Source organism: Kitasatospora sp. DSM 101779 (assembly GCF_025655475.1).
Taxonomy (GTDB): Bacteria; Actinomycetota; Actinomycetes; order Streptomycetales; family Streptomycetaceae; genus Kitasatospora.
On the sequence record NZ_JAHTIK010000001.1, the window covers coordinates 7,300,315 to 7,326,892 of the forward strand.

Below are 26,578 nucleotides of genomic sequence, written 5' to 3' on the forward strand. Positions count from 1 at the left end.
GTTCGGCGGCCTCGGCGACCCGCCGGGCCTCCTCGTCGGTCAGCCGGGCACCGTCGCGGCAGGCGGCCCGGCGCTCCCGCAGCGCCTGGACCTCGCGCAGCGCGCGGGCGAGCACCACCTCCGCCTCGGTCACCCGGTCGGTGAAGTAGTTCGTCACGGCATCGCGGACCGGCGGGTCGTACGGCGCCGGCGACTGCTCTCGGTCGGCCATGGCAGCACGCTAACCGCGGGGGCGGCGGGCGGTGCGCAGCCCCGCGGGACACGGATGCGGTCGCATGTCAGCCCTTCACCTTCTTCCGGGCCTTCTTCCGCGCCTTCGCAGCCGCGGCGACCTGCTGCTCCTCGTCGGACCGCTGCGCCGCGTACAGCAGGCCGTAGCCGAAGGTGTCCTCGCCGTGGCGCCGGGCCTCGGCCGCGGCGTCGCGGATCGCCGGCTCGGCGACCACGCCGTCCTGGTGGGCGCCGAGCGGCCGCTGGATGCCCTTCATCCGCTTGCGCAGCCGCTCGGCGGGGCGTCCGGCGGCCGGTGCGGCGCACTCCGCCGCGTAGCGGGCCCGTTTGGCCGCCTTGCGCGCGCGGTGCAGGGCCCGATCGCGTTCGGAGCCGGGCGGCAGGCCGAGTGCGGTGCCGAGCCGGCGGACGGCCCGCCGGCGCTGCCGCTCCAGGACCTTGCGGGCCTCGGAGGTGCCGCGCCGGGCCCGCTTGCGCAGCGGCGGGCGGGCGGCGAGCTCATCGAGGGCGTTCAGCAGGGCGAAGTAGCGGCCGCCGTCCATGGCCTGCAGCGCCGTCCGGTGCGCGCGGCGGTAGCGGCGGGCGTACCGGGCCGAGATCCGGGCGGACACCTCGGCGGGCCGGCCGGCCGCGGGCAGCCCGGAGGCCTGTCCGGCGAGGCGTTCACCGAGCACCTCGGCATCCCTGGCCCGGCCGAGCACCTTGCCGAACCGGCGGAGCTCCTTGTCCAGCGGGTCGGTGACGGCACGGTCCAGCAGCTTGCGGTGGGCGGCGAGCGCGCTGCGGATGCGGCGTACGGTGACCCGCAGCCGGTGCACCGAGTCCGGCCGGTCGAGGCGGACGGCCGGGTCGAGGGCGTGGACGGCGGCCACCTGCTCGCGCAGGTACCCGGTGAGGGCCGCGGCGACGGATCCCTTCGGCGGCTCGGCCCGGTCGGCCGGTGCTTCCAGCCGGGCGCCGAGCACCCGGCCGAGCTTCGAACTCGCTGCGGATCTGCGCAGCCCCCGCGCGCGCAGCCGCTCCTCGACCTCGTCCAGCAGCCCGGGGTCGCCGTCGGCCAGCTCGACCTCCGTCTCCGTCCACTCCGTGCGTTCGGAGCCGGGGCCGGTGCCCATGGAGGGCGCCTTGGCCGACACCCGGTCGCGGACCATCTCGGCGAGGGTCCGGTGGTCGGCGTCGACCAGCAGGGTGACCGTCCGGTCCGTCCTCAGCCGGGCCACCGGCGCGAGCCGCTCGCCGCGGGCCGCGCCACGGACCAGCCGGACGAGCTCCTTGGGCGGCCGCTTGTGCCCGGCGGCCAGCGGCAGCCGGGTCTCGACGCGGATGCCGTTCGAGCCGGGCGTCTTCAGGTGCCAGCCGGCGTCGCCACCACCGCTGCGCCGGCGCAGGGTGATCCCGCTGCGCAGCAGGCGCAGGTCGGGGGTGTCGTAGTAGACGGCGTTCAGCTTCTCCGTCCCGCCGGGGACGACCCCGGACACCTGCGACAGCCCGTCGGCGGTCAGCTGGCGGTCGAGGGCGCCGTCGTACTTGCGCTCGTTCTCCTCGTGCACGGTGGTCATACCGAGCGTCTGTCCCTTCGGGGGCCGCTCCAAGCGGGGCAGCGGCCGGCGTTTTCGGGTGGTCCGCGGTTCAGTTCTGCTTGATCGCCGAGACGTCGATCTCCAGGACGACCCGGTCGGAGACCAGCACGCCGCCGCCCTCCAGCGCCGCGTTCCAGTTCACGCCGAAGTCCTTGCGGCTGATCGTCACCGAGCCCTCCAGGCCGACCCGGAGGTTGCCGTACGGATCGACGGCGTTGCCGGTGTACTCGAAGTCGAGCGTGACGGGCCGGGTGGTGGCCTTGATGGTGAGGTCGCCGGTGACCTGGTAGCGGTTGGTGCCGACCTGCTCGACGGTGGTCGAGACGAAGGTGATCTCGGGGTGGTTCGGCGCGTCGAGGAAGTCGTTGGTCCGCAGGTGCTGGTCGCGCTGCTGGTTGCCGGTGTCGATGCTGTCGGCCCGGACGGTGACGCGGCCGTGGGAGCTGCCGGGGTCCTCGCTGTCCAGGTGGGCGGTGCCCTCGAACTCGTCGAACGAGCCGCGGACCTTCGTCACCATCGCGTGGCGGGCCACGAAGCCGATGCGGCTGTGGGCGGGATCGAGCACGTACTCCCCGGTGAGCCGGGGCAGCGCGGTGGTCATGACGAACTCCTCCTCGGACGGGCCCGGCGGCGGACGGCCGGGCGGATGTTCCCCCGCCACTGGACTCCTGCCCGGTCTGCCCGCCGGGACACGCCTCGGGGGAGAACGCTCGGACGCGCGAACGGCCGGATGCGCGAACGGCTGCGGCCGCCCGCGCGGGGCGGGCGGCCGCAGCCGTTCGGAGGGGGCGGATCAGGCGTGCACCGCGGCGGCCGGCTCGTCGGCCTCGGCGCCGCCGTCCTGCGCCTCCTCGCCGCCCTGCGGACGGGCGTGCTTCGGCAGCAGGAAGATCGCCACGAAGACGACGGCCGTCATGGCCAGCTCGACGCCGAGGGTGACCTGCTCGGCGTGCACGAAGTCGCCGCCCTTCACCTGCTCGAAGAAGACGGTGCCGAGGATGGCGGTGCCCAGCGCCGCGCCGAACTGCTGCACCGAGGTGAGCGTGCCGGAGGCGGAACCGGTCTCGTGCGGCTCGACCGAGGCCAGCACGGTGTCGAAGAACGGCGCCATCACGAAGCCCATGCCGAGGCCGGTGACCGTCAGGGCCGGGGCCAGCTGCCACGGGGTGACCTCGGCGCCGGCCAGGTGCAGGGTGAGCATGATGCCGCCGACACCGAGCGCCATGACGACCAGGCCGCCGTGCATGACCTTGCGGCCGAAGCGCTGCAGGGCCTGCGAGGCGATGAAGGCGACCACCATGCCGAGCGAGGACGGGATGCCCGCCAGGCCCGCCTTGAACGGCGAGTAGTGCAGGCCGATCTGGGTGTAGAGGCTGAAGGTCAGCCAGAAGCCGGTCATCGCGGAGAAGAACAGCAGGCCGAGGACCATGCCGCCGCTGAAGCCGCGCTTGGCGAACAGGCTGGGCTCGACCAGCGGGTCGCCGCCGGTGCGGCTGCGCCGGCTCTCGTACCAGCCGAAGAAGCCGAAGACCGCGACGGAGGCGGCGATCAGGGCGAAGGCCCAGAGCGGCCAGTCGTGCTCGCGGCCCTGCACCAGCGGGAAGATCATCAGGGCCGAGCCGGCCGCGGCGAGCAGGGCGCCGAACAGGTCGAGGCGGACGGCGCGGGCGCTCTTCCACTCGGGCAGGAAGCCCAGGCCGCCGGCGATCGCGAAGAGGCCGAGCGGGATGTTGATGAGGAAGATCATGCGCCAGCCGGTGCCGAACAGGTCGGCGTCGACGAGCCAGCCGGCCAGGATCGGGCCGCCGACCGTGGACAGGCCCATGACCGGGCCGAACATGCCGAACGCGGAGGCCTGCTCCTTCTCGGAGAACATCTCCTTGAGCATGCCGAGGCCCTGCGGCAGCATCACGGCGCCCAGCAGGCCCTGGAAGACCCGGGCGGCGATCAGCTGGTCGGGCCCCTGGGCGAGGCCGCAGCCGATCGACCCGAGGGTGAAGCCGACGGCGCCGATCAGGAACATCCGGCGGCGGCCGAAGATGTCGCCGAGGCGTCCGCCGGTGATCAGGCCGATGGCCATGGCCAGGGTGTAGGCGGCGCCCATCCACTGGATGGTGCTCTCGCCGCCGCCGATGTCGGCGCGGATCGAGGGCGCGGCGATGTTGGTGACCAGCGAGTCGAGGAGGTCCATGACCTCGGCCGCGAGGATCACGAACAGCGCGGCCCACCGCCATCGGTAGGGGGTGGGGGTGTCGGTCATGACGTCTCCAGACGGGGAACAGCGTTTCTATCGAACGAACACTGTTCTACGGAGTCGATCGGCGTTCTGTCAAACGATATTCGTGGCTTCGAACGCTGTTCGCCCTCGGTTACGATGTTCGTCAACGTTCGTCGATCACGGACGTCCGTCCGTCACGCGGACCGGGCGTCCGCCCGAGGTGGAAGAGGTGCGCGTGACCTCGGAGATGCCCCCGATCCCGTGGCACAAGGCGCGCAGGGCCGACACCCGTCAGCCGCTCACGCCCGAGGCCGTCGTCGAGGCCGGCATCCGGGTCCTCGACCGCGACGGGCTCGAAGGCCTGACGATGCGCCGGGTCGCGCAGGAGCTCGGCACCGGCCCCGCCTCGCTCTACGCCCACGTGTCCGGCAAGGACGAGCTGATGGAGCTCATGCTGGAGCGCATCTCCGGCGAGATCCGGCTGCCCGACCGGCCCGAGCCCGAGCGGTGGAAGGAGCAGATCAAGGAGGTCTGCCGGGAGGCCCAGCGGGTCTACACCGCGCACCGCGACATCACGGTGGTCTCGCTCGGCGGCATCCAGCTCGGCCCCAACAAGCTCAAGGTCGCCGAGTTCGTCGTCGGCCTGCTGCTCTCCGCCGGCATCCCCCGGCAGGTCGCCGCCTTCGCGCTGGACGGCCTCGGCCAGCTGATCGACTCGGACGCCTACGAGGCCTCGCTCTACACCGCGAAGATCGCCGCAGGCGTGGACGTCGACGCCTACTTCGACGGCGTGCGCGACTACCTCGCCCGGCTCCCCGAGGAGCGCTTCCCGCTGCTCAAGGACATGGCGGAGACGATGGTCCACGGTGGCGGCGACGAGCGCTTCGAGTTCAAGATCGAGGTCTTCCTCCGCGGCCTGGAGTCGTACATCGAGCGGTAGCGACGCCCCGATCGAAGGCCGTCCCTCCCGACGGGTACGCTTAACGCAAAGATTGAGCTTTAGTGGCGCTCGGGGGTCCGCCACGCCTGCGGGGCCCCGGCGCCGACCGCACCCGGAGGGACGGCCATGTCCTCGACCCACCCCGCCCGCACCGAGCCGGCCCCGGCGCCAGCCTGGGCGGTGGGCGACCTCCTCGTCCACCGCATCGACGAGGTCGAACTGCCGCCGCAGACCGGCCCCTGGCTGCTGCCCGGCGCCACGCCCGAGGTGGTCTCCGCCGCCCCCTGGCTGCAGCCCGACTTCGCCGACACCGACCGCGTCCTGCGCCTGGCCAGCCACACCTTCGCCGTGGCGGCGGGCGGGCTGCGGATCCTCGTCGACACCGGCATCGGCAACGGCAAGGACCGCGCCAACCCCGCCTGGCACCGGCTGGCCACCGACTACCTCGACCGCCTGGAGCGCGCCGGCTTCCCGCCCGAGTCGGTGGACCTCGTCGTCCTCACCCACCTGCACACCGACCACGTCGGCTGGAACACCCGCACGGACGGGGACGCTTGGGTCCCCACCTTCCGCAACGCCCGGTACCTCACCAGCCGCACGGAATGGGAGTACTGGGCGTCCGCGGAGCTGGAGGAGCCCCGCCGTCAGATGTTCCGCGACTCCGTTCACCCGGTCGCCGAGCACGGGCTCCTCGACCCGGTCGACGTGCCCGCCGGGGGCCGGGAGATCGCGCCCGGCGTGGTGCTCGTCCCGATGCCCGGCCACACCCCCGGCCAGGTGGCCGTCCGGCTGGCGAGCGGCGGCGCCACGGCGCTGATCACCGGCGACTGCATCCACCACCCCGTCCAGCTCGCCGCACCCGACATCCACAGCCACGTCGACATCGACCCGGCGCTCGCCGGCGCGACCCGCCGCAAGCTCCTCGCCGACCTCGCCGACACCGACACCCTGCTGCTCGGCAGCCACTTCCCGCCGCCGACCGCGGGCCTGGTGCGCAGCGACGGCGCGGCGTACCGCCTCCGGCCCGTCCCGGGCGCCGCGCCCCGCCCGGCGGTCCCTCGCACCGAACCGGAGCCCGCGCCGTGAGACGGCACAGCGGCGGGACGGCGCCGTGAGCGGCGGACCGGCGACACGGCCCGGCGGCCGGAGCGCCCGGGTGCAGCAGGCCGTCCGGGCCGCGCTGCAGGAGCTGGAGGCGGAGGTCGGCCGGTCGGCGCTCACCGTGCCGCTCGTAGCGGCCCGGGCCGGAGTCACCCCGTCGACGATCTACCGCCGCTGGGGCGACCTGCGGGCGCTGCTCTCCGACGCCGCGGTCGAGCAGCTGCGCCCGGACGCGCCGCCCGAGGACCACGGCTCGCTGGCTGCGGACCTACGGGCCTGGGCCGAGCAGTTCCTCGAGGAGACGGCCGCGCCGGTGGGCCGCTCGTACCTCCGCGACGCGCTGCTCGGGGACCCGGGGGGCGGCAACGCCGGCCGCTGCTCCGAGTACGCCGCGGAGCAGATCCGGACGGTGCTGGACCGGGCGGCCGGCCGCGGCGAGGCGGTGCCGGACGCCGAGACGGTGCTCGACCGGCTGGTGGCGCCGCTGGTGTACCGCGTGCTCTTCCGCCCCGCCGGTCTGGACGTCGCCTACGCGCACCGGCTCGTCCGGGACGCGCTGGCGTGCTGAGGCGCCCCGCCCCCGGGCGCGGTCCGGGGGCGCGGCGGGGATCAGGCGGTGCGGCGGGCCGCGGCGAGGTGCTGCTCCAGGGCGGTGACCACCAGGCGGTGGTCCTCGGCCTGGGGGAGGCCGGAGACGGCGACCGTGCCGACCACGCCGACGCCCTCCACGGTGATCGGAAAGGCTCCGCCGTGCGCGGCGTAGGCGTCCGGGTCGAGCCGGGACTTCTCCTCGAAGGTCTCGCCCTTCGCCGCGAAGCGCAGGCCGACCAGGTAGGAGGAGCAGCCGTAGCGGTCCACCGTGCGGGTCTTGCGCAGGATCCAGGCGTCGTTGTCGGCCGAGCTGCCGGGCAGCGCGAAGTGGAAGAGCTGCTGGCCGTTGCGCCGGATGTCGACCACGACCGGCGCCTTCTCGGCCCGGGCGAGCCCGACGAGCAGGCTGCCGAGGCGCCAGGCGTCCTCGTTGTCGAAACCGGGCAGCCGCAGCCGGCGCTCCTCGTCCTCGATCCGGTGGATCAGGGCGGCGATCTCCTCCGGCGTCACGGGGCCCGTCTTCGGGCTGCTCATCGGGCGTTCTCCTCGGTCAGTGCGACGGTACGGCCCTCGGCGGCGGAGCGGCGGGCGGCCTCCAGGACGGCGAGGGCGGCGACGGCGTCGCGCGGGTCGACCGGTGCGTCCGCGCCCTCGCGCAGCGCGCGGACGACACCGGCGTAGAAGGCGGGGTAGTCGCCGGGGAGCGAGGGGTGCCGCGCTGCGCCGTCGACCGTGCCGAGCAGGCCGCGGTCGGCCTCGGCGACCTCGCCCCAGCCTGGGCCGGGGAGCTGCCCGGCACGGAGTGCGTCCTCCTGCGGGTCCATCCCGTGCACCGTGTACGCGGCGCGGTCGCCGAGGACGCGCAGGCGGGGGCCGAGCTGGCCGGCCAGGGCGCTCATCCACAGGTGGGAGCGGACACCCGAGGCGTGGGTGAGGGCGACGAAGGCGTCGTCGTCCGCGGCGGCGCCGGCGCGGCGGGCGTCCACCTCGGCGTGGACGTGCGTCGCGGGGCCGAAGAGGGTGAGCGCCTGGTCGACGAGGTGGCTGCCGAGGTCGTAGAGGATGCCGCCGGCGTCGGCCGGGTCGGCGGACTCGCGCCAGCCCTCCTTGAGCTCCGGACGCCAGCGCTCGAAGCGGGACTCGTACCGGTGCACGGTGCCGAGCGAGCCGTCGGCGACCAGCTGCCGGACGGTGCGGAAGTCGGCGTCCCAGCGGCGGTTCTGGAAGACCGTCAGCAGCAGGCCGCGGGTCTCGGCGAGGTCGGCGAGTTCGGCGGCCTCGGCCGCGGTGGCGGCGAGCGGCTTGTCCACCACCACGGGCAGGCCGGCCTCCAGGGCGGCGCGCGCGAGCGGCACGTGGCTGCGGTTGGGGGAGGCGACGACCACCAGGTCCAGCGCGGAGGGGTCGGCGAGCAGCTGCTCGGCGGTCTCGACGGCGCGGGCCTGCGGGTGCTCGCGGCGCAGCTGCTCGCGCCGCTCCGGGCTGGCGGTGACCACGGCATCCAGCCGCAGGCCCGGGGTGGTGGCGATGAGCGGGGCGTGGAAGGCGGCGCCGGCCAGGCCGTAGCCGACCAGGCCGACGCGGAGGGCGGGGTGCTCGGGATGCGGAGTGCTCGCGGTGGTCATACCGCCAGTTAAACAACAGCGTTTCCTAAGTGCAAGCCCGGGCGCGAGATCCGGTCGTGGTCCGGTCGCGGTCCGGGCGTGGTCCAGGCGTGGTCCAGGCGCCGTCCGGCCACGAGCAGTCCGGGCACAATGGCCCCATGACCTCGCACCCCGGCCCGACCGGCACCAACCTGGCCGGACTGCGCGACCACAACGCGGCACTCGTGCTCGGCCTGCTCCGAGCCGCCCCCGAGGGCGGCAGCCGGGTCGGACTCGCCGACCGGACCGGCCTCACCCCGCAGGCCATCGGCAAGATCACCGGCCGGCTGCTCGCCGAGGGCATGATCGAGGAGGCCGGCCAGAGCGCCTCCACCGGCGGCAAGCCCCGCACCCTGCTGCGACTGCGCGCCGAAGCCGCCTGCGCCGTCGGCGTCCACCTCGAACGCGACGAACTCACCGTCCTGCTCGTCGACCTGACCGGCCGCCACCTCCACCGGCACACCGGGCCGGTGGAGGAGGGAATCGCCCCCGGCGACGCCGTCGGCCTGGTCGCCGACGAGATCCGCCGCGCCACCGAGGCCCTGCCGGCCGGGGCCCGGCTACTGGGCGCCGGCATCGGCTGCCGCGGCCCGCTCGACCACGCCGCGGGCGTCCTGCACTGGTTCACTCCCGCCGGCCCGCGCGGCTCGTCCGACTGGCACCACTACCCGCTGCGCGACGAACTCGCCGCCCGTCTCGACGGACTGCCCGTCGTCGTCGACAAGGACACCAACACCGCTGCCCTCGGCGAGGCCCCTGCCACCCCGCGGCCGGGCGGCGGCCTCGCCTACGTCCACCTCGCCGCCGGACTCGGCGCAGGCCTGCTCCTCGACGGCGCCCTGCACCGCGGCACCCGCACCAACGCCGGCGAGTTCGGCCACCAGACCGTGCAGGTCGACGGGCCGCCGTGCGCCTGCGGCAACCACGGCTGCCTGGAGGTGCTCTGCCTCGCGGCCCTGGAACGCGGCGACCACGCGGCCGCCGCCCGACTGATCGGCGTGGGCGTCGCCAACCTCGTCCGGCTGCTCGACATCGACCGGGTGGTGCTCGGCGGGCGCGCCGTGCTGGCCGCCCCCGACACCTACCTCGACGGCGTCACCGCCCAGCTCAAGGCCCGCATCCCCGACCCCGAGTGGCAGCCCGTCCCGGTCACCCTCAGCGCCGCCGGTCACCTGGCGGTCGCCGCCGGCGCCGCCGAACTCGTCCTCGGCCCGCTCTTCGGCCGCCGGACCTGAGACGGCGGCCGCGGCGCGGCGGGCGCGTCTCGACCGGACAGCGGAGACATCTCCTCTCGTGCGCCACCGCTCGCCACCCACCGGCCTCTGCTGCTCCGGGACCAGCCGGCACCACGGCCGCCGCCCGGGAACGGCTCAGCGGGGTCGGTCGCCGGTGCGCAGACCGACGAGGAGCGCGTCGATCGTCCGGCGGGTGGTGGCGGCCATGTCCACCGCCTCCGGGGCCAGCAGCCACTGCAGCTGGAGGCCGTCCATCACCGCGATGATCGCGTTGGCCACCGACTCGACGTCCAGGTCCGCCCGGGTCTCGCCGAGTTCGCAGGCCTCCACGAGCGCCTCCGCCACCATCGCCCGCAGGCCCGTGTAGCGGCTGCGGAAGAAGTCCTGCGCGGGGTGGCCCTCGGTGACGCTCTCCGCGGAGAGCACCGCGTACAGCCGGACGATGCCCTCCCGTTCGGCGTTGCGCCGCACCGTCTCCACCAGGTGGTCGAGGAGGGCGAGGCCGCGCGGCCGCTCCGTCCCGAGCTGGGCCATCTCGGAGTCGTCCCGCAGCTCCAGCACGCCGCTGAGCAGGGCGGTCTTGGAGCGGAAGTGGTGCAGCAGGCCGGGCTGGGTGAGGCCCGCCCGTTCGGCGATCTCGGCGAGCGAGGCGTGGTGGTAGCCGCGGGTGGCGAAGGTCTCCACGGCGATCGCGAGGATCTCCTCGCGGCGTCGCGCACCGCCGGCCCGCGGGGAGCGGGCGCCGCCCGAGGTGCGGTGGGCAGAGCGTGCCACGGTGGGGTGGGAGGTGTGGTCGGCGGCGCGGTCGAGGGTCACCGGGTGAGTGTACGAGCCTCGGGCCCGCGCCCGTGGGCAGGTTACGGGCCGTTGCGCGGGCGGGCGTGTAGATGGGTGTGCGGCTCGGTGGGCACCGCCGGTCGCCGACGATCCGTCAAGCTTTGAAAAAAGTGAGGCAGAAGACTTACCTAGCGGTCGGTAGGTCTGATTGCATGTCAGCTGCCCTCAGCAGTGCACCACCCGGCGCGGCCCCTGCCGCCGCCGGACGCGCCTGTGTGCGCGTGTCCGCCCATCCACCGCGATACGGAGAGACACGTGGAACCCACCCGTCACGGCACCACCCGCCCCCCGCGCCGCCGTGCCCTGCTCGCCGGCGCCCTGCTCGCCGCCTCCGCCCTGGCAGCGGGCACCGTGCCGCTCGGCGCGGCGCAGGCCGCCGAGCCGGCCGTCGGCGGACGCCCGCTGCCGTACCTCGACGCCGGGCTGCCCGTGCAGCAACGAGTCAAGGACCTCCTCGCGCGGATGACCCTGGACGAGAAGATCGGCCAGATGACCCAGGCCGAGCGCAACGCCGTCGACGGCGACCGGGCGCAGATCACCGACCTGAAGCTCGGCTCGCTGCTCTCCGGCGGCGGTTCCACGCCCATCCCGAACACCCCCGCCGCCTGGGCCGACATGGTCAACGGCTACCAGCAGCGTGCCCTCGCGACCCGCCTGCACATCCCGCTGCTGTACGGCGTCGACTCCGTGCACGGCCACAACAACCTCGTCGGCGCGACCGTCTTCCCCCACAACATCGCGATGGGCGCGACCCGCGACCCCGGCCTCGTCCAGCAGGCCGCCCACATCACCGCCACCGAGACCCGGGCCACCGGCCCGCAGTGGGTGTTCGCCCCGTGCGTCTGCGTGGCCCGCGACGACCGGTGGGGCCGCACCTACGAGAGCTACGGCGAGGATCCGGACCTGGTCTCCCGGATGGAGACCGCCGTCGACGGCTTCCAGGGCGACAGCCGCAAGGACCTCGCCCGCCCCGACCAGGTGCTGGCCACCGTCAAGCACTACGCCGGCGACGGCGACACCGCCTACGGCAGCTCCACCAGCGGCAGCTACAAGCTCGACCAGGGCGTCACGATCACCGACCGCGAGCACTTCCGGACGGTCGACCTCGCCCCGTACGTCAGCGCCGTCCGCAAGCACGACGTCGGCAGCATCATGCCCTCCTACTCCAGCGTCGACTGGACGGAGGACGGCGTCGGCAACCCGGTCAAGATGAGCGCCAACAAGGAACTGCTCACCGACGTCCTCAAGCAGAAGATCGGCTTCGACGGCTTCCTGATCAGCGACTGGGACGCCATCAACCAGATCCCGGGCGACTACCCGACCCAGGTGCGCACCGCCGTCAACGCCGGCCTCGACATGTTCATGGTGCCGTACAGCGCCGGGAAGTTCGAACAGGCCCTGCTCGCCGAGGTGCAGGCCGGCCGCGTCCCGCTCTCCCGGATCGACGACGCGGTCCGCCGCATCCTGCGCGCCAAGTTCGAACTCGGCCTCTTCGAACACCCCTACACCGACCGCTCCAACGCCGCCTCCATCGGCTCGGACACGCATCGCGCGGTCGCCCGCCGGGCCGTCGCCGAGTCCCAGGTGCTGCTCAAGAACGCCGACCGGGCGCTGCCGCTGAAGGCCCACCAGAAGATCTACGTCGCCGGCGCCAACGCCGACGACATGGGCAACCAGGCCGGCGGATGGACCGTCACCTGGCAGGGGCAGAGCGGCAGCACCATCCCGGGCACCACGATCCTCCAGGGCATCCGCCAGTACGCGCCGGACGCGGCCTACAGCCGCGACGCCTCCGCACCCGCAGGCGGCTACGACGTCGGCCTCGTGGTCGTCGGCGAGACCCCGTACGCCGAGGGCATGGGCGACGTCGGCAACGGCCACACCCTGAACCTCTCCGACACCGACCGGGCGAACGTCGACCGCGTCTGCGCCGCCGTCCCCACCTGTGTCGTCCTCGACGTGGCCGGCCGTCCGCAGATCATCACCGGCGAACTGCCGAAGGCCGACGCCTTCGTGATGTCCTGGCTGCCCGGCAGCGAGGGCGGCGGCGTCGCCGACGTCCTGTTCGGCAAGCGGGGCTTCACCGGCAGGCTGCCGGTCAGCTGGCCGCGCAGCGAGGCCCAGGAGCCGATCAACGTCGGCGACCCGCACTACGACCCGCTCTTCCCGTACGGCTTCGGCCTCACCACCCGCCGCTGACCGCACCCGCGCCGGCCGCTGTCGCGGTCCCGGCACCACGCCACCCGCCGCCGCTGCCGACCCAGCGGCGGCGGGGACCCGCGGAGGGCCCTCCCGGCGCAGGAAGGGCCCTCCGCGTCGGACGCGCCACCACCGGGGTGGACCGCAACCGCGGACCACCGGCGCGGACACCGCCGTGCAGACTGGAGTCGTGTACCGAGCCTTCGTCCACGAGGCGGTCGTCGCCCTCGAACCCGGCGGCGACCCGCGCGCCCCCGGAGCCGCCGTCACCGTCGAGCTGTGCGGCGGCTGGGAGCACCGGCCGCCCTGCCCGCTCGCCCCGCACCACACCGCGCACGAACCCGCGGACGGCCCCGACGGGTACCGGCTGCGCATCCTCTTCGCGGCCGAGCCCGACGCCGAGGCCGAGGTGCGGGCACGGATCACTACGGCACTCGGCCGCGGCGGCCTCACCGGGCCCGACGGCGTCCGCACCCGCTGGCGGCTGCTCGCCGAAGGCCCCGGCACGCCGGGCCCCGAGGAGGCCGAGCACGCCCTGCGGCTCGCCGGATCCTGACCCACGGCGGGCGCCGGGACACGCGGGGGAGTGCCTCCGGGAGCGGCCCGCGGATCTCCCGCGCATACGATCGGGAGCACTCCGCCGCCGTCCGGTCGCGCACCGGGGGAAGACAGGTGCGCGCGTGATCGCGCTGGTCGTCAGCATGGGGACGCTCTTCGCGTGGGCCCTGGTGGCCGGACGGCTCGCCCGCTGGAGCATCACCGCCCCCGTCGCGATGACCGCGGCCGGCGTGCTGCTGACCGTCGGCCCGCACCCGCTGGTCACCGTCAGCATGACCACCTCCGACGCCGAACGCGCCGTCGAGATCATCCTCGCGGTGCTGCTGTTCACCGACGCCACCGCAGTGCCGAAGGGCGTCGTCCGCGCGCACCGCCGCCTGCTCGCCCGACTGTTGCTGGTGGCCCTGCCCCTGACCCTCCTCGCCGGAGTGCTGGTCGGCGGACTGCTCTTCCCGTCCGGCCGCTGGTGGCTGGTGGCGCTGTTCGCCGTGGTGACCGTCGCCGTCGACCTGGCGCCCGCCGCCGAACTGATCAAGGACAGCAGGCTGCCGTCCTGGCTGCGTGGTGTCCTCACCGTCGAGACCGGTCTCAACGACGGCATCCTCGCGCCCGTCTTCCTGTTCTGCCTGGCCGGAGCCGAGGCCTACGGCGACGCCCCGAAGCCCTCCGGGGACCCGCTCGGCCACGCCCTCGACGCCGTGCTCTGGGCCGTCGTCGCGGGTGCCCTGGTCGGCCGGCCCGGCGGCGTGCTGCTGCGCCACGCCTGGCGGGCCGGCTGGACGAGGCCCTCCGCCGTCCGGCTGGGCATCCTCGCCCTGCCGCTCGCCGCCTACGGGCTGGGCATCCTGCTCGACGGCAGCGGCTTCATCGCGGCCTTCGTCGCCGGGCTGTTCTTCGCCCCCGACGTGCGCGCCCTGCCTCCCAAGGCGCTGCACCTGGTCGAGGACGTCGGCGCGCTGCTCTCGCTCGCCCTCTGGTTCGTCTTCGGTGAACTCGTCACCCAGGCGTTCACCGGCGACTTCGACGGCCGGGTGGTCGCCTACGCCGCCCTGTCGCTGACCGTCGTCCGTGTCCTCCCCGTCCTGCTCGGCCTGATCGGCAGCGGCCTCGGCCGGGCCGACCGCCTGATGCTCGCCTGGCTCGGCCCCCGCGGCATGGCCACCATCGTGTACGGCCTGCTCGCCTTCAACGGCCTCGCCCCCGTCGACCCGCACGCCGCCGACCTGGTCGGCCAGTTGATGACCATGACCGTGCTCATGAGCCTCGTCCTGCACGGCCTCACCTACGGCCCGCTCGCCGCCCACTACGTCCGCCGCACCGGCCCGGACGGCGCCGGGTGAGGCCACGTCCCGCGGTGGCCCGAGCGCGCCGTGGGCGGAGCCGACGGGGTGAGGGACGAGGAGGTGTCGGCGCGGTGCGGTCGAAGGGCGGCCTCGCCGAACGAACGGGGAGTGTCCGTGAACGAGCCCGAGGCGGTGGCCGCCGCGCGGCAGCCCACGACCGCCTGGCTGGAGTCCTGCTTCGGCCCGAACACGGTCTGCCGGCCGACCGGGGCCGAACTGCCGGAGGAACTGGGGAACGCCGGAGTGCGGGACTTCCTGACCGCGGTCGGGGTGCCGGCCGTCCGGCTCTCCTTGGTGGACTGGGGCTCCGCGGGCCTCCCGCAGAAGGGCATGTGGGCGGAGGACCCGGACGAGCTCTACGGCGACCGCACGCCCGACGACGACTCGCCGCCCGTCTGCCCCGCGTACGGCATCGGCACCTACGGCCTGAAGCACCGCATGGTGCGCGGGGACACCGGCGTCGTCGAGATCTACGACCCCGAGGGCTGGGACCACGCCCGCGGGTACGGCGGCCACGCGGCCGGCACGCTGCCCGAACCGGTCGGGGCCCTCGGCCTGCTCGCCCGCTGGGAGGCACGCCTCACCGGAGAGGAGGCGGACGCCGCCCGCACCGAGTTCACGTCCCGGCTGGTGGCGTTGGGTCAGGGGCCGGACGACTCTTCGCTCTGGGACAACCTGCTGGAGGCGCTGGAGGACGAGTACGGGTCCTGGGAGGAATGACGGCCGGGCGTCGCCGCCCGGTGCCCGCCGGGCGGCCCAGCAGGATGCCGGTCAGGATCAGCGCCGTGCCGGCGAGCTGCCGCAGCGTCAGGGAATCCCCGGCGAGCAGGGTGCCGAGCAGCACACCGGTGACCGGATTGAGCAGACCGACCAGCCCCACCGTGCCGGCCGGCAGGTGCCGCAGGCCGGCGAACCACGCGGCGAAGGCGACGGCGGTGGCCACCACGGCGGTGTAGCCGAAAGCCGCCAGCTCGGACGCGCCGAGCGCCGGTGGCGGCCCCTCCACCGCGGCGGCGACCGGTAGCAGGAACAGCCCGCCGGCGACCAACTGCCAGGCCGTGGAGGCCAGCAGGCCCGCGCCGGCACCCCACCGCTTGCCGAGCACGAAGCCCAGCGAGGAGACCAGCATCGCTGCCGCCGAGGCGGCCACGCCCGGCAGGCTCACCCCGCCCGCACCGCCGAGCAGCATCAGGCATACCCCGCCGAGGCCGATCCCCGCCCCGACCAGGTGCGCAGGGCGGGGACGCTCGCCCAGCAGGGCCCACCCGGCCAGCATCATCGCCAGGGGAGCGAGCGCCATCACCGTGGACGCCACACTGGTCGCCAGCAGCTGGGACGCCGAGTAGACCAGCACGAAGAAGGCGCTGGTGTTGAGCAGCCCGAGCACGGCCGAGCGCCACCACCACACCCCGCGCGGCAGCTCCCGGCCCAGTGCGAGCAGCAGCAGCCCGGCGGGCAGCGCCCGCACCGCGGCCCCGAACAGCGGATGGTCCGGCGGCAGGAACCGCTGGGTGACGTAGTAGTTGACGCCCCAGGCCACCGGGGCCACCGCCGTGACGAGGATCCACCGCAGATTGCCTTCCATGGAAGACATCATATCTTCCCGGGAAGATATGATCGACCCATGGACCAGCCGCAGCCGCTCGACCACGTCGCCCGCATCCAGGCCGCCTGGGCCCGCGAGCGGCCCGACCTCGACGTCGCACCCCAGGGCGTCATCGGCCGCCTGCACCGTCTCGCCGCCCTCCTCACCGAGGAGCTGTCCGTGGTGTACCGCCGCTACGGCCTGGGCGAGGGCGAGTTCGACGTCCTGGCGGCGCTGCGCCGCGCCGGGGCCCCGTTCGAACGGGCCCCCGGCGAACTCGCCGCGCACACCATGGTCACCACCGGCGCCATGACCAAGCGGGTCGACCGCCTGGAGCGGGCCGGGCTGGTCACCCGCCGCCGCAGCGACGACGACGGTCGCGGCCGGGTGGTCGCCCTCACCCCCGCCGGCCGCGACCTGATCGACCGCGCCTTCACCGATCACATGCGCAACGAACGCCGCCTCGTCGAGGAGCTCTCCCCGGTCGAGGCGGCCGCCCTCGAGGTGCTGCTCACCTCCTGGCTCGCCCGGCTGGAGACCCCGCAGCCCGGGAGCGGTGCCTGATCCGGCGGTGGCCGGGACGCGTCAGGCGGTGCGGACCGGCTCTGGAACGATCGTCGCTGCGGGGGGCGGCCGTGCGTCCGCGCCCACCCCCCGCCTTACCGCCCGGCCCCCGCCCGAAGGGATCCCCGCCCCCGATGTCCCCGCCCGGCCGCCGCCCCGCCGGTACCGGTGCCGCCCTCCTCCTCGCCCTCTGCGCCACCGCCTGCACCCCGTCCGGCAACGGCGCGGCCGCCGCGCCGCCGCCGGTACCCCGGTGAGCGCGTCCGCCTCCGCGCCCGCGACGGCCGCGACGCCCGCGCACCCGCCGGTGCTCGCCGTGCTCGACTCCATCACCGGCGCCGCGGGCGGGCACACCGTGCACTACCGGCCGGCCGTGTTCTGCCCGCCTCATGCGGGGCACCCCGACGGCTGCGTGCGCGAACTCCCGGCCGACGGCCGGCCGTTCGCCGCCGCCGGTGACCCGAGGGCGGAGCGGGCGGAGTCGGTGGCGCTCACCGAGGACGCGCCGTTCTCCTGCTACCTCCCGAGCGGCGACCGGATCACCGTCGACCGTGCGGAGTTCGCGAACGCCGACGCGCACGGCGGCTTCGACCGGCGTGACGTGCCCCCGGTGGTCGAGTTGATCTTCGGCCCCTCCGGAGCCGTCACCTCGATCAGCGGCATCCGGACGGCTGTGGCCCCGTAACCCCGCAAGCCTCAGTGACCCGCGAGCTGGGCCCGGCGAGGACGCCCCGCGTTCCCGTCGGGCCGTCTCCGTTCCCGTCGGGCCGTCTCCGTTCCCGTCAGGCCGTCTCCGTTCCCGCCGGGCCCTCCGGCTCCGCTCCGGTCGAAAGGCGCGCGCCCGACGACGCCCGCGACACGTACCCTTCTCGCTGTCCGATGCCACCAACTCGCCGAGCACGACACGGATTTACCCGGATCGAGTGAGCCGCGGCAGGACACGCCGAGCGCGCCGTCGGCCCCCTGGAAGGATCGTGCCCGCACCGGTCCCCGGCCGGCCCGCCACCCGCACTCCCTCACAGCGTGCCCCGACCGGCACCTGCCCGCCCGCGTACCCCCGCACCGGACCCGCACCGCACTCTTCACACCCGCATCGCACGGCAGCGCCAGACCGGCAGCCCGACCGCCGACCCGAGGAGCAGCATGTCCGAGCCGAACGTGACCCCCGACGACCGACCCGTCCCGCCCGTCCCGCCCGTCCCGCCCGTCCCATCCGCGCCGTCCGTCCCCTCCGCCCCTCCGACGGAGGAGGACCACCCGCGCGACGAGCAGATCCGTGCCCGCTTCCCCGGCGACCAGCGGATCACCGCAGGGACCACCATGTCCACCATGGCGATGCTCCGCCGGATGCCCCAACTCGTGCGCCGTGCCATGGCGCTGGCCTGGGCCGCCGACCGTGCGGCCACGGCCGGACTGCTGGTCTGCCAGCTGCTCTCCGGCCTGTTCGGCGCACTCGCGCTGTTCGCCACCACCCGCACCCTGGACGCGCTGCTCGTCCCAGGCCCGGTCGACGCCCATCTGCTGGACGCCGCACCCTCGTTGACACTGCTCGCGGTATCCGCCGGCCTGCACGCGGTGCTCGGCATCGCGGTCGCCGCGCTCGCCGCCCGGGTGTCGCCGCGGGTCAACCGGGAGGCGGACCTCGCACTGATCGCGGCCGGCTGCGCCGCCGAGCTGAAGGCCTACGACGAGCCCGCCTACAACGAGCAGTGGGAGTCGGCGGACCGCGGCGCGGCCACCACTCCGGACCTGCTCTCCAACGCCCAGGACCTGATCGCCTCCACGGTGTCCCTGGTCTCGGCGGCAGGCGTGCTGGCGACCCTGCACCCGTGGCTGGTGCCCTTCCTGCTGCTCGGCTCCGTGCCGAGCGGTGTGGCCGCCGTCCGCACCGCCCGGATCCACTACCTGGCCGCCGTCACCACCAACGAGGAGCGGCAGGCGCTGCGGATCTACCGCTGGTTCCTGATCGACAAGCTGCGGGCCGACCAGGTCCGCTCCGACCAGGTCACCCCGTTCATGATGGCGACCTACCGGGAGGTCGAGGGGCGTATCGCGGCCGCCACCGACCGGGCCGCCCGGCAGGCGGCCCGGGTGTCCCTGGTGGCCGCCGTCGGCAGCGGCGCGGGCAGCGCACTGATCTGGGGCGCGCTGCTGTACCTGGTCGCCTCCGGCCGGATCGGCCTCGCCGCCGCGGGCGGTGCCGCGTTCGCGCTGCGCACCGCCTCGACCGGCGTCCAGGGCATGGTCGGCAACGGTGCCCGCCTCTACCGCACGGGCCTGTACCTGGACGACTTCTTCACCTTCCTCGACGAGGCGGGCGGCCACCGGATCCGGCGCGGCGACGTGGTGCCCGGGGCCCCTGCCGTGGTGGAGGTCGAGGACGTCTCCTACACCTACCCGGGCGACCAGCGGGAACCTGCGCTGGACCGGGTCAGCATGACGTTGCGGCGCGGCGAGGTGGTGGCAGTCATCGGGCAGAACGGCAGCGGCAAGTCCACCCTGCTCAAGTTGCTCGCCGGGCTCTACCTGCCGCAGTCCGGCCGGATCGCCTGGGACGGCGTGCCGGTCGAGCAGCTGGACGCCGAGGGGATGTGGACCAGGGTGGCCCGGGTGCCGCAGGAGTTCGCCCGCTGGCCGCTGCGGGCCGCCGAGAACATCCACCTCGGCCACGGCGGGGGTGACCGGATGGCGGAGGTGCGGCGGGCCGCCCGCAGGACGGGCTTCGACGAGGTGGTCACCCGTCTCCGCTCGGGCTGGGGCACCCTGCTCGCCCAGGGCTGGCTCGGCGGCGCGGAGCTGTCCGGCGGTGGCTGGCAGCGTGCCGCCGTCGCCCGCGCCCTCTACCGGACGGCACTCAACCCGGGCCTGCTGATCCTGGACGAGCCGACCTCCGACCTCGACCCGCGCGCCGAGCACCGCATCCTGCACGCCCTGCGCGAGTACGCGCCGGAGCGGATCACGCTGCTGGTCACCCACAACATCGCCAACGCGAGGGTCGCCGACCGGGTGGTGGTGATGGACCGGGGCCGGGTGGTGCAGACCGGCACCTGGGCGGAGCTCGCGGAGCAGCCGGGCGGGCTGTTCCGCGAGCTCCTGGACCTGCAGCGGGACCGGACCGTTCCCGGCCAGCGGCCCGCCGCCGATCCGGTCGGCTGAGCGGGGCCGCTGAGCGGAGCCGCGCGGCGGTGGCGCCGGCGTGGGGTCAGCCCTCGCGCAGGCCCCACGGCGAGCCGTACTCGGTGAGCAGGTCGAGGAAGGGCTGCGCGGGCAGTGCCTCGGGGCCGAGCACGCCGGAGCCGGACCAGGCGCCGGTGGCGATCAGCTCCAGGGCGACGACCGGGTTGATCGCCGTCTGCCAGACCACGGCCTGCGAGCCGTACTCGCGCATCGACCACTGGTTGTCGACCACGTGGTACAGGTACACCTCGCGCGGGCGGCCGTCCTTGGTGCCCTTGACCCAGGTGCCGGCGCAGGTCTTGCCGTGCATCCGCTCGCCGAGGTCGGCGGGGTTGGGCAGGACGGCGGCGACCACGTCGCGCGGGGAGACCTTCGCCGGGCCCAGGTCGCTGGCCACGGCCACCGGCTCGGTGCTGTCCAGGCCGAGCGCGTGCAGCGTCTTCAGCTTGTCGATGAAGTCGTCGCCGAGGCCGTACTTGAAGGTGACCCGCTTGGCGTCGACCCAGCGCGGCACCAGCAGCACCTCCTCGTGCTCGACGTTGACGCACTCGACCGGGCCGATGCCCTCCGGGAAGTCGAACACCTCGGGCTCGCTGAACGGGGCGGTGGTGAACCAGCCGCGGTCGGCCTCGTACACCACCGGCGGGTTGAGACACTCCTCGATGGTCGTCCAGATGCTGAAGGACGGGGCAAAGTCGTACCCCTCGACGGTGAGGTTGGCACCGTCGCGGATGCCGATCTCCTCGATCTCGTCGAAGAGCTCGTCGGCGGCGTGGCGGGCGAAGACGTCGGAGAGCCCGGGTTCCACGCCCATGCCGACCAGGGCCAGCCGGCCGGCCTTCTCCCACTGCTCGGCGCGCTCGAACTGGGCGTCGCCGAGCTTCACCCCGCACAGCTCGTACGGCCGCTCGGGGTGCGGGTGCGAGAGCGACATCGCCATGTCGACATAGTGCGCACCGGCCGCGAGGGCGGCCTCGAACAGCGGCATCACGAAGCGCGGGTCGGTGGCGTTGAGCAGCACGTCGCAGTCGTGCTCGGCCAGCAGGGCCCGGACGGCGGTCTCGTCGGAGGCGTCCACCTGCCGGGCGCTGAACCTGCCGCCGGCCCCGCCGAGCGCGGCGACGGCGGCCTCGGCCCGGGCGGGGTCGTAGTCGGCGACGACCATGTGGTCGAAGAACGGGCGGCGGGCCGCGATCCGGGTGACGGCCGTGCCGACGCCGCCGGCTCCCACAAGCAGTACTCGCATGGCAGAACTCTTCCTTCCCCGGCGGGTTCCCGCCTGTCGGAAGGAAACTCCCGGTGGCCGTGCAAGGTCAATGGCGTTGGCATAAGATCCGGTGCAGCCGTCCGAGGGGAGCAGTGCAGTGCCGAAGCAGGTCGTGCCCGAGTCGCAGCGCCGACGGCGGCGCCCCACCAAGCTGGGCGCCGTCCTCTCCGAGCAGCTCATCGTGCAGACCGCCCTGCGGATGCTGCGCGAGCATGGCGGCAGCGGCCTCACCGCCCGCCGCCTGGGCCTCGCACTCGGCTGCGACCCGAGCGCCCTCTACCGCTACTTCCGCGGCATGGACGACCTGACCCTCGCCATCGGCGACGAACTGATCGGCAGGGCCCTGGAGGGCTGGCGCGCCACCGGCCGCTGGCAGGACGACCTGCGCGAACTCGGCCTGCGCATCCACCGCTCCTACCTCGACCACCCGCAGGCCGCCGCCCTCACCGCCAGCCGGGTCACCGGCCGGGACCGGGAGATCGCCGCCGACGAGACCGTCCTCGGCATCCTGCGCACCGCCGGCTTCCCCGACCCGGCGGCCGTCCGCGTCTACCACGCCTTCATCGACCAGGCACTCGCCTTCGCCGCCCTGGACGCCGCCTCCCTGGCCCTGCCCGCCGAGGCCCGCACGGCCGACGAACGGATGTGGGAGTCCACCTACGCCCGCCTCCCCGCCGACACCCACCCCCACATCGCCGCCACCGCCGGCCTCCTCGCCGCGCGTATGACCGACAGCGCCTACCCGGTCGCCCTGGACATGCTCCTCGACAGCGCCGAACGCCAACTCGCCGCGTGCAGGTGACGCCGCGTCATCTGAGAACGGACATGCCGGTGTCCGACCGGACGGAGCCGCGGCGGCGTGCCAGGATGGCGGCCATGCTCCCCGTGCACGTCGTCCACACGGCCGATCTGGACACCAGCACCCGCTCGGCCGCCCGGCGACTGCTCGACGAGGTCTTCGCGCCGGACATGACGGACGAGGACTGGGAGCACTGCCTCGGCGGCCTGCACACGCTGGTGTGGGACGGCGCCGAGCTCGTCGGTCATGCCGCCATCGTGCAGCGCCGTCTGCTGCACGGCGGGCGGGCGCTGCGCACCGGCTACGTGGAGGGCGTCGCCGTCCGCGCCGACCGGCAGCGGGGTGGGATCGGCTCCGCGATGCTGGCCGAGCTCGTGCGGATCGCACGCGGCGCCTACGACCTGGCGGCGCTCGGCAGCACCGACAGTGCCGTCCCGTTCTACACCGCCCACGGCTGGCAGCCCTGGCGTGGCCGCACGTACGCCCTCACCCCGGACGGCATCCGGCGCACCCCCGAGGAGGACGACGGCATCTACGTCCTGCCGCTCGCCGTTCCGGTCGACGTGTCCGGCGAACTGGTCGCCGACTGGCGCGAGGGCGACGTGTGGTGACGCTGCGCCACGAGTCGACTGTCACCGGCCGGCGGTACGTTCGCCCGCATGGGAGCGAGTGGGTGGTTGTACATGACGCCTTGGCAGGAGAGCGAGCAGGCGGCGCTGGACGGTCTCCGCGAGGCGGTCTTCGCGTGTGATGCCGGGTACTACCGGGAGGGCGGCGTCGACACGCCGGCCGCTCTGACGGCGAGCGGTTGGCTGGAGGAGGAGCCGGCGCATTCGGTGCTCGACGTCCACCGCGTCGTCCGCTGCGAAGAACCCGACACGGAGGACGAGGGTGAGGTCCGGGTCGTCGAAGGCCCCGAAGTCGTCGAGCTGTTCGGGACGGCCCGGCCCACGCGGGAGACCGTCGAGCGGGCCGTCGAGCACCGCAGCCGCGAGTGGTTCCCGCCGTTCGACCGCGGTTCCGGCTGCTGCACGGTCGTCTACGACGAGGACGGCAACCCGGTGGGACTCTGCTTCTGGGGCGTCACCGGCGACTGAGGCGGCCCGCCGGGCGCTCCGCGTCGCCGTGCAGCCGCTGTTCGGCGGTGCGCCAGGCCGCGGTGACGGCCCGGTGGGCGGCGGCGGTCGCCTCGCTGATGTCGCCGGTCAGGTGGAGCGGGGTACCGAGGTGGACGTGCAGGGCGGGGCGGCGCAGTGGGGCGGTGGCGAATCCGGCGAGCTGTTTGGCCGTGCTGCCCGAGCTCAGCCGGCGGGCACCGCACTGGCCGAGCGGCACGACCGGGGCGCCGCTCGCCGCGGCGAGGCGGGCGAGGCCGGTGCGGAACGTCCCGGGCTCGGTGTCGCGCGGGTCGCGGCGTCTCGGCAGGCCGCCCTCGCCGTAGATCAGGACGACGCGGCCGTCCGCCAGCGCCTCGGCCGCGAGGTCCAGGGCGGTGGCGGCCCGCGCCGTCCCGCGGTGGACGGGGATGTGGCCGCCGCCGCGCAGCACCCCGCCGAGCAGCGGGACGCGCCACAGCCCGGCCGTGGCCATCACCACCGGCTCGGTGCCCAGCCGGTGCAGGGCGGCCAGCACCACCCCCGGGTCAGCGAGCGAGCTGTGGTTGGCCGCGACGATGCTGCCCGCGGAGACCGGCCCCGCGGTCTCGGAACTGACGGACAGACGGCCGAGGACGGGCACCAGCGTGCTGGCGATCCGGCTGAGCATGGGTGTTCCTTCGTTGCCTTCGGCGGGGTGGTACCGCCATCCTCGCGGAGCCGCGCCGCAGGCCGCCTGAGTAGTGGTACTCAAGCCCGTACGGGTGCGGCCCGCAGCGGCGTCCGGTTCAAGCCCTGCCGCGGCCGACCCGGCTGCCCCACTCGGTGATGCCCAGCCCGAGGAGGACCGCGAGCGGTCCGGGCCACCACACCGGTGTCAGCAGGCCGAGCGTGCAGCCGACGGCCGTCACCACCGTGCCGACCGCCCACAGCCGCGGGGAGGCCACCCGGTGGCCGAACCAGCGCGGCGCGCGGTCTCGCACCAGCGCCGGTACCGCCTGGACGAACACCACCAGCCACACCGCCACCGTGCACGCCACCCGGAACGTACTCACCGGACCATCTCCTCGTCGTCGCCCGGCCCTTGCCGGGGAGCGGATCCTCCCACACCGCCGGGCCCCGGGCGCGAGGGGCCGGTCCGCTGGTCCGCTCAGGGCGCGGCGAACAGACCGGGAAAGGCCGGGGCCAGCCACGGCTTGCGACCCCAGGCGAGCACCTTGCCGCGGGCGAGGGCGGTGGTGGCGGTGTAGCGGCCGAGGGCGATGAGGAGAAACGCCACCGGCTCGGTCATGATCGTGCAGTCGGGGTGGCGCGGGGGCTGATCGCTCACCACGGCGGCTCCGTCCGTGAAGGTCACCGCGAACCCGTCCCCGCCACGGACCCGCAGCCGGTAGCAGGCGTTGTGGCCGGCGGCCGAGCGGGGATCGACCACCCGCGGCATGGCCGTCCGCAGGAACGGCATCGTCAGCTCGACCCGGTGGCGGTCGATCGGGTGCGGCCGCCCGAACGCGACGGCGATGTCGTAGAGGTGACCCAGCATGTGGGTCAGCAGATAGGCGCCGAGGGTGTCCAGGTCCATCGGACCGAGCGGGGTCACCACCGGGTCGCCTCCCGCGCGCGGGCCGGCCGCAGTGGTGAACTCCCGCGCCTGTGCGGCGATTTCCGCGCCGAGCACGCCGAGGTCCCGCTCCGGCCGCTCGGCCAGTGAGGCCGCGTTCGCCGCCGCCAGCGACCCGGGGGTGCCGTCCCCGTACGACCGTTCCGCACCGGCGGCCAGTGCGGCCATCAGCTCGTTGGCCATCGCGAGATGGGCCGCGGCCTCGGCCACCGTCCACTCGGCACCGGGTATCGGGGTGCCGCCGTCGCGGTCGGCGAGCAGGGCCACCGCCTCGTCACCGACCGCGGTGATCGCGTCGAAGAGCCGGGTGCGCGCGGCGCCGGGGGAGTGCTGGGGGAGCGGGAGGGTCATGGTGGTGAAGAGTGACCGACTCCCGCACCGCTGTCCAGACCCGCGACACGATCAGGAGGCTGCGCGTTCCTGCTGCTCCGTGACCTGCCCGGCCCCGGCGGGCCGAGCGGTGCCCGGTCGCTCGGACCGCGCAGACCGGGCGGGCCGGACCGGTCGCGCGGGCCGGACTACGCGGGCGAGCACCGCGGGTGCCAGCAGCCGCTGCGGCGGCTCCGCCAGGTTGGCGACGGCGAGGAAGGCCCGGCCCACCCCGGCGTCGGACTCGGCCGCCCGGTGGATCCGTGCGACGTACCGGTTCAGCAGCCGGACCCGCGGCGAGCGGCGGCCGTCCACGAACGGGAAGCGCAGGTCGCCGCCGACCGACATGTCCCAGGCCACGTCGGTGATCGAGGCGGCCCGCCGGAAGAACCGCCGGGCCAGCGGCTCCCCGGACGCCTCGGCCAGGCACTCCCGCAGCGCCGCCGCCTCGCAGGCCGCCACCGTCATGCCCTGCCCGTAGGTCGGGTTGAACTGGCAGAGTGCGTCGGCGAGGACGAGGTATCCCTGCGGGAAGCGCTCCAGACGCTCGTAGCGGCGGCGGATCGAGACGGGGCTGCGCATCAGCCGCGGGGCGCTGAGCGGCTCCAGGCGCTCCAGCAGCCGGTGCAGGTCGGGCACGGGCAGGCGCTGCGCGAAGCGGTGGTAGCCGTCCGGGTCGACCGGTGGGACGTCGCCGTTCATGCCGAAGAGCGTGACCAGCCAGCGGTCGCCCTCGCCGCTGAGCGCCACGCCGCCGCGCGGCGCGTCCGCGGAGGCGCCGACGACGAACGCGTCCGCGTCCGCGTCGCCGGGGCGGCGCCGGTACTCCCGGGAGACGTACACCAGGCCGGAGTCCACCCGCTCCTCCGGCGCCGGCGCGTAGCCGAGCGCCCGCAGCCAGGTGGCGCCGCGGTTGCTGCGGCCGGTGGCGTCCACCACCAGGTCCGCGGCGAGCACCTCCGGCTCCGAGTTGACCCGCAGCAGCCGCACGCCGGTGACCCGGCCGCCCGCCGGGCCGGCGACCGGTTCGAGGACCTCCGTCCGCTGCTGGATCTCCACGCCCGGCAGCGCCGCCACCCGGGAGCGGAGGTAGCGCTCAAGCTCGGGGCGGCTCACCATCAGGCAGGGGATCCCGGACGGTGCCCGGAGCAGCCGCCGCCCGTCGTTGAACCAGTTCACGTCGGCCTGCACATCCCGGACGAGCGCGCCCCGCGCCACCAGGTCCTCGCGCAGCCCGGGGAAGAGGTCCTGCAGGACCTCGAAGCCCTTCGACAGCATGCCGTGCGCGTGGTGGCTCTGCGGCACCCCGCGCCGCGGCCCGCCGCCCTCGGGCAGCGCGTCCCGGTCGACGACCGTGACCCGGGCGAAGCTCTCGCTCAGCACCCGCGCGGCCAGCAGCCCGCCGATCCCCGCCCCCGCGACGACCGCGTGGTCCCGTCCAGTCCCGTCCCCGTCCTGCATGGCGTCCCCCTGTCCCGGGCCGGAGCGGCTGCCCTCGACCGAGCCGGCCGTCCCCGACCGAACCACTCTGCCCGGTGCCGATTGACGACCGATTGACGACGGATTGACGCCCCCGACCGCCCGAACGCCCCCGACCGCCCGAACGCCTCCGGCGCCCGGAACACGCCC

General features: G+C 74.7%; 27 protein-coding genes and 1 pseudogene. 15 read left to right on the top strand and 13 right to left on the bottom strand.

Features of this window, described 5'->3' with window-relative positions:
* The 4 genes from KSNIM_RS33110 to KSNIM_RS33125 form a co-directional block, all read right to left on the bottom strand.
* Positions 1 to 211 (bottom strand): hypothetical protein (locus KSNIM_RS33110; RefSeq protein ID WP_263106836.1); only part of this gene is annotated, 211 nt, incomplete at its 3' end.
* Between the two features lie 67 nt (positions 212 to 278).
* A complete protein-coding gene (locus KSNIM_RS33115; RefSeq protein ID WP_263106837.1) occupies positions 279 to 1,790 on the bottom strand; it encodes a CYTH and CHAD domain-containing protein in 1,512 nt (503 codons plus the stop codon).
* 70 nt (positions 1,791 to 1,860) lie between these two features.
* Positions 1,861 to 2,412 carry a YceI family protein gene (locus KSNIM_RS33120; RefSeq protein ID WP_263106838.1) on the bottom strand — a complete coding sequence of 184 codons (552 nt, stop codon included), beginning with the start codon at positions 2,410 to 2,412 and terminating at the stop codon, positions 1,861 to 1,863.
* 192 nt (positions 2,413 to 2,604) lie between these two features.
* Positions 2,605 to 4,071, bottom strand: a complete 1,467-nt coding sequence (locus tag KSNIM_RS33125; RefSeq protein ID WP_263106839.1) for an MFS transporter — start codon at positions 4,069 to 4,071, stop codon at positions 2,605 to 2,607.
* Between the two features lie 187 nt (positions 4,072 to 4,258).
* Here KSNIM_RS33125 and KSNIM_RS33130 point away from each other — a divergent pair, with 187 nt between their 5' ends.
* The 3 genes from KSNIM_RS33130 (at position 4,259) to KSNIM_RS33140 (ending at position 6,638) form a co-directional block, all read left to right on the top strand.
* Positions 4,259 to 4,969, top strand: a complete 711-nt coding sequence (locus KSNIM_RS33130) for a TetR/AcrR family transcriptional regulator (RefSeq protein ID WP_263106840.1) — start codon at positions 4,259 to 4,261, stop codon at positions 4,967 to 4,969.
* 126 nt (positions 4,970 to 5,095) lie between these two features.
* Positions 5,096 to 6,055 carry an MBL fold metallo-hydrolase gene (locus KSNIM_RS33135; RefSeq protein WP_263106841.1) on the top strand — a complete coding sequence of 320 codons (960 nt, stop codon included), beginning with the start codon at positions 5,096 to 5,098 and terminating at the stop codon, positions 6,053 to 6,055.
* Between the two features lie 25 nt (positions 6,056 to 6,080).
* Positions 6,081 to 6,638, top strand: a complete 558-nt coding sequence (locus KSNIM_RS33140; protein ID WP_263106842.1) for a TetR/AcrR family transcriptional regulator — start codon at positions 6,081 to 6,083, stop codon at positions 6,636 to 6,638.
* 41 nt (positions 6,639 to 6,679) lie between these two features.
* On the opposite strand, the gene KSNIM_RS33145 is transcribed toward KSNIM_RS33140, so the two are convergent.
* Both KSNIM_RS33145 and KSNIM_RS33150 read right to left on the bottom strand, forming a co-directional pair.
* The gene (locus KSNIM_RS33145; RefSeq protein ID WP_263106843.1) at positions 6,680 to 7,195 is read right to left on the bottom strand and encodes a heme-degrading domain-containing protein; all 516 of its coding nucleotides are present in this window, start codon (positions 7,193 to 7,195) and stop codon (positions 6,680 to 6,682) included.
* On the bottom strand, positions 7,192 to 8,286 hold the full coding sequence (locus KSNIM_RS33150) for a Gfo/Idh/MocA family oxidoreductase (RefSeq protein WP_263106844.1): 1,095 nt from the start codon (positions 8,284 to 8,286) through the stop codon (positions 7,192 to 7,194). Before KSNIM_RS33150 ends, KSNIM_RS33145 begins: the two co-directional genes overlap by 4 nt.
* Before the next feature lie 137 nt (positions 8,287 to 8,423).
* Here KSNIM_RS33150 and KSNIM_RS33155 point away from each other — a divergent pair, with 137 nt between their 5' ends.
* Positions 8,424 to 9,539 (top strand): ROK family protein, encoded by a 1,116-nt coding sequence (locus KSNIM_RS33155; RefSeq protein WP_263106845.1) that lies wholly within the window; start codon positions 8,424 to 8,426, stop codon positions 9,537 to 9,539.
* Between the two features lie 135 nt (positions 9,540 to 9,674).
* Here the strand turns inward: KSNIM_RS33155 and KSNIM_RS33160 are convergent, their stop codons facing one another.
* Positions 9,675 to 10,355, bottom strand: a complete 681-nt coding sequence (locus tag KSNIM_RS33160; RefSeq protein WP_411543816.1) for a TetR family transcriptional regulator — start codon at positions 10,353 to 10,355, stop codon at positions 9,675 to 9,677.
* Between the two features lie 285 nt (positions 10,356 to 10,640).
* Between KSNIM_RS33160 and KSNIM_RS33165 the strand changes: the two are divergent.
* The 4 genes and pseudogenes from KSNIM_RS33165 to KSNIM_RS33180 all read left to right on the top strand — a co-directional run.
* Positions 10,641 to 12,575 (top strand): annotated as a pseudogene (locus KSNIM_RS33165) (glycoside hydrolase family 3 protein); the annotation flags it as partial.
* A gap of 190 nt (positions 12,576 to 12,765) precedes the next feature.
* On the top strand, positions 12,766 to 13,131 hold the full coding sequence (locus KSNIM_RS33170) for a hypothetical protein (protein WP_263106846.1): 366 nt from the start codon (positions 12,766 to 12,768) through the stop codon (positions 13,129 to 13,131).
* 124 nt (positions 13,132 to 13,255) lie between these two features.
* Entirely contained in the window at positions 13,256 to 14,473 is a 1,218-nt protein-coding gene (locus tag KSNIM_RS33175) for a cation:proton antiporter (RefSeq protein ID WP_263106847.1), read from the top strand.
* A 117-nt stretch (positions 14,474 to 14,590) separates the two neighbouring features.
* The gene (locus KSNIM_RS33180; RefSeq protein WP_263106848.1) at positions 14,591 to 15,196 is read left to right on the top strand and encodes a hypothetical protein; all 606 of its coding nucleotides are present in this window, start codon (positions 14,591 to 14,593) and stop codon (positions 15,194 to 15,196) included.
* Here the strand turns inward: KSNIM_RS33180 and KSNIM_RS33185 are convergent.
* Complete coding sequence (locus tag KSNIM_RS33185; RefSeq protein WP_263106849.1) at positions 15,093 to 16,061, bottom strand: DMT family transporter; 969 nt, start codon at positions 16,059 to 16,061, stop codon at positions 15,093 to 15,095. The genes KSNIM_RS33180 and KSNIM_RS33185 overlap by 104 nt on opposite strands.
* A 39-nt stretch (positions 16,062 to 16,100) precedes the next feature.
* Here KSNIM_RS33185 and KSNIM_RS33190 point away from each other — a divergent pair, with 39 nt between their 5' ends.
* The 4 genes from KSNIM_RS33190 to KSNIM_RS33205 all read left to right on the top strand — a co-directional run bounded on the left by KSNIM_RS33190 (position 16,101) and on the right by KSNIM_RS33205 (position 19,781).
* Entirely contained in the window at positions 16,101 to 16,625 is a 525-nt protein-coding gene (locus KSNIM_RS33190; RefSeq protein ID WP_263106850.1) for a MarR family winged helix-turn-helix transcriptional regulator, read from the top strand.
* A gap of 134 nt (positions 16,626 to 16,759) precedes the next feature.
* Entirely contained in the window at positions 16,760 to 16,882 is a 123-nt protein-coding gene (locus tag KSNIM_RS33195) for a hypothetical protein (protein ID WP_263106851.1), read from the top strand.
* Positions 16,879 to 17,310 (top strand): hypothetical protein, encoded by a 432-nt coding sequence (locus KSNIM_RS33200; RefSeq protein ID WP_263106852.1) that lies wholly within the window; start codon positions 16,879 to 16,881, stop codon positions 17,308 to 17,310. The genes KSNIM_RS33195 and KSNIM_RS33200 overlap by 4 nt, the downstream gene beginning before the upstream one ends.
* A gap of 458 nt (positions 17,311 to 17,768) precedes the next feature.
* Complete coding sequence (locus KSNIM_RS33205) at positions 17,769 to 19,781, top strand: ATP-binding cassette domain-containing protein (RefSeq protein WP_263106853.1); 2,013 nt, start codon at positions 17,769 to 17,771, stop codon at positions 19,779 to 19,781.
* Between the two features lie 46 nt (positions 19,782 to 19,827).
* Here KSNIM_RS33205 and KSNIM_RS33210 read toward each other — a convergent pair whose 3' ends face one another.
* Positions 19,828 to 21,048, bottom strand: a complete 1,221-nt coding sequence (locus tag KSNIM_RS33210) for a saccharopine dehydrogenase family protein (RefSeq protein WP_263106854.1) — start codon at positions 21,046 to 21,048, stop codon at positions 19,828 to 19,830.
* Positions 21,049 to 21,166: 118 nt separating this feature from the next.
* Here KSNIM_RS33210 and KSNIM_RS33215 point away from each other — a divergent pair, with 118 nt between their 5' ends.
* The 3 genes from KSNIM_RS33215 (at position 21,167) to KSNIM_RS33225 (ending at position 22,965) form a co-directional block, all read left to right on the top strand.
* Complete coding sequence (locus tag KSNIM_RS33215; protein ID WP_263106855.1) at positions 21,167 to 21,871, top strand: TetR/AcrR family transcriptional regulator; 705 nt, start codon at positions 21,167 to 21,169, stop codon at positions 21,869 to 21,871.
* A gap of 65 nt (positions 21,872 to 21,936) precedes the next feature.
* Positions 21,937 to 22,479: a GNAT family N-acetyltransferase gene (locus KSNIM_RS33220; protein ID WP_411543901.1), complete on the top strand. Its 543-nt coding sequence runs from the start codon at positions 21,937 to 21,939 to the stop codon at positions 22,477 to 22,479.
* A gap of 72 nt (positions 22,480 to 22,551) precedes the next feature.
* Positions 22,552 to 22,965: a hypothetical protein gene (locus KSNIM_RS33225; RefSeq protein ID WP_263106857.1), complete on the top strand. Its 414-nt coding sequence runs from the start codon at positions 22,552 to 22,554 to the stop codon at positions 22,963 to 22,965.
* Here KSNIM_RS33225 and KSNIM_RS33230 read toward each other — a convergent pair.
* The 4 genes from KSNIM_RS33230 to KSNIM_RS33245 all read right to left on the bottom strand — a co-directional run bounded on the left by KSNIM_RS33230 (position 22,952) and on the right by KSNIM_RS33245 (position 26,410).
* Positions 22,952 to 23,632: a lysophospholipid acyltransferase family protein gene (locus tag KSNIM_RS33230; protein WP_263106858.1), complete on the bottom strand. Its 681-nt coding sequence runs from the start codon at positions 23,630 to 23,632 to the stop codon at positions 22,952 to 22,954. The two genes, KSNIM_RS33225 and KSNIM_RS33230, sit on opposite strands and share 14 nt — an antisense overlap.
* Before the next feature lie 118 nt (positions 23,633 to 23,750).
* Positions 23,751 to 24,017, bottom strand: a complete 267-nt coding sequence (locus KSNIM_RS33235; RefSeq protein WP_263106859.1) for a hypothetical protein — start codon at positions 24,015 to 24,017, stop codon at positions 23,751 to 23,753.
* A gap of 95 nt (positions 24,018 to 24,112) precedes the next feature.
* The gene (locus KSNIM_RS33240; RefSeq protein ID WP_263106861.1) at positions 24,113 to 24,931 is read right to left on the bottom strand and encodes a maleylpyruvate isomerase family mycothiol-dependent enzyme; all 819 of its coding nucleotides are present in this window, start codon (positions 24,929 to 24,931) and stop codon (positions 24,113 to 24,115) included.
* Positions 24,932 to 24,982: 51 nt separating this feature from the next.
* Entirely contained in the window at positions 24,983 to 26,410 is a 1,428-nt protein-coding gene (locus tag KSNIM_RS33245) for an NAD(P)/FAD-dependent oxidoreductase (RefSeq protein WP_263106862.1), read from the bottom strand.
* Positions 26,411 to 26,578 lie beyond the last annotated feature (168 nt).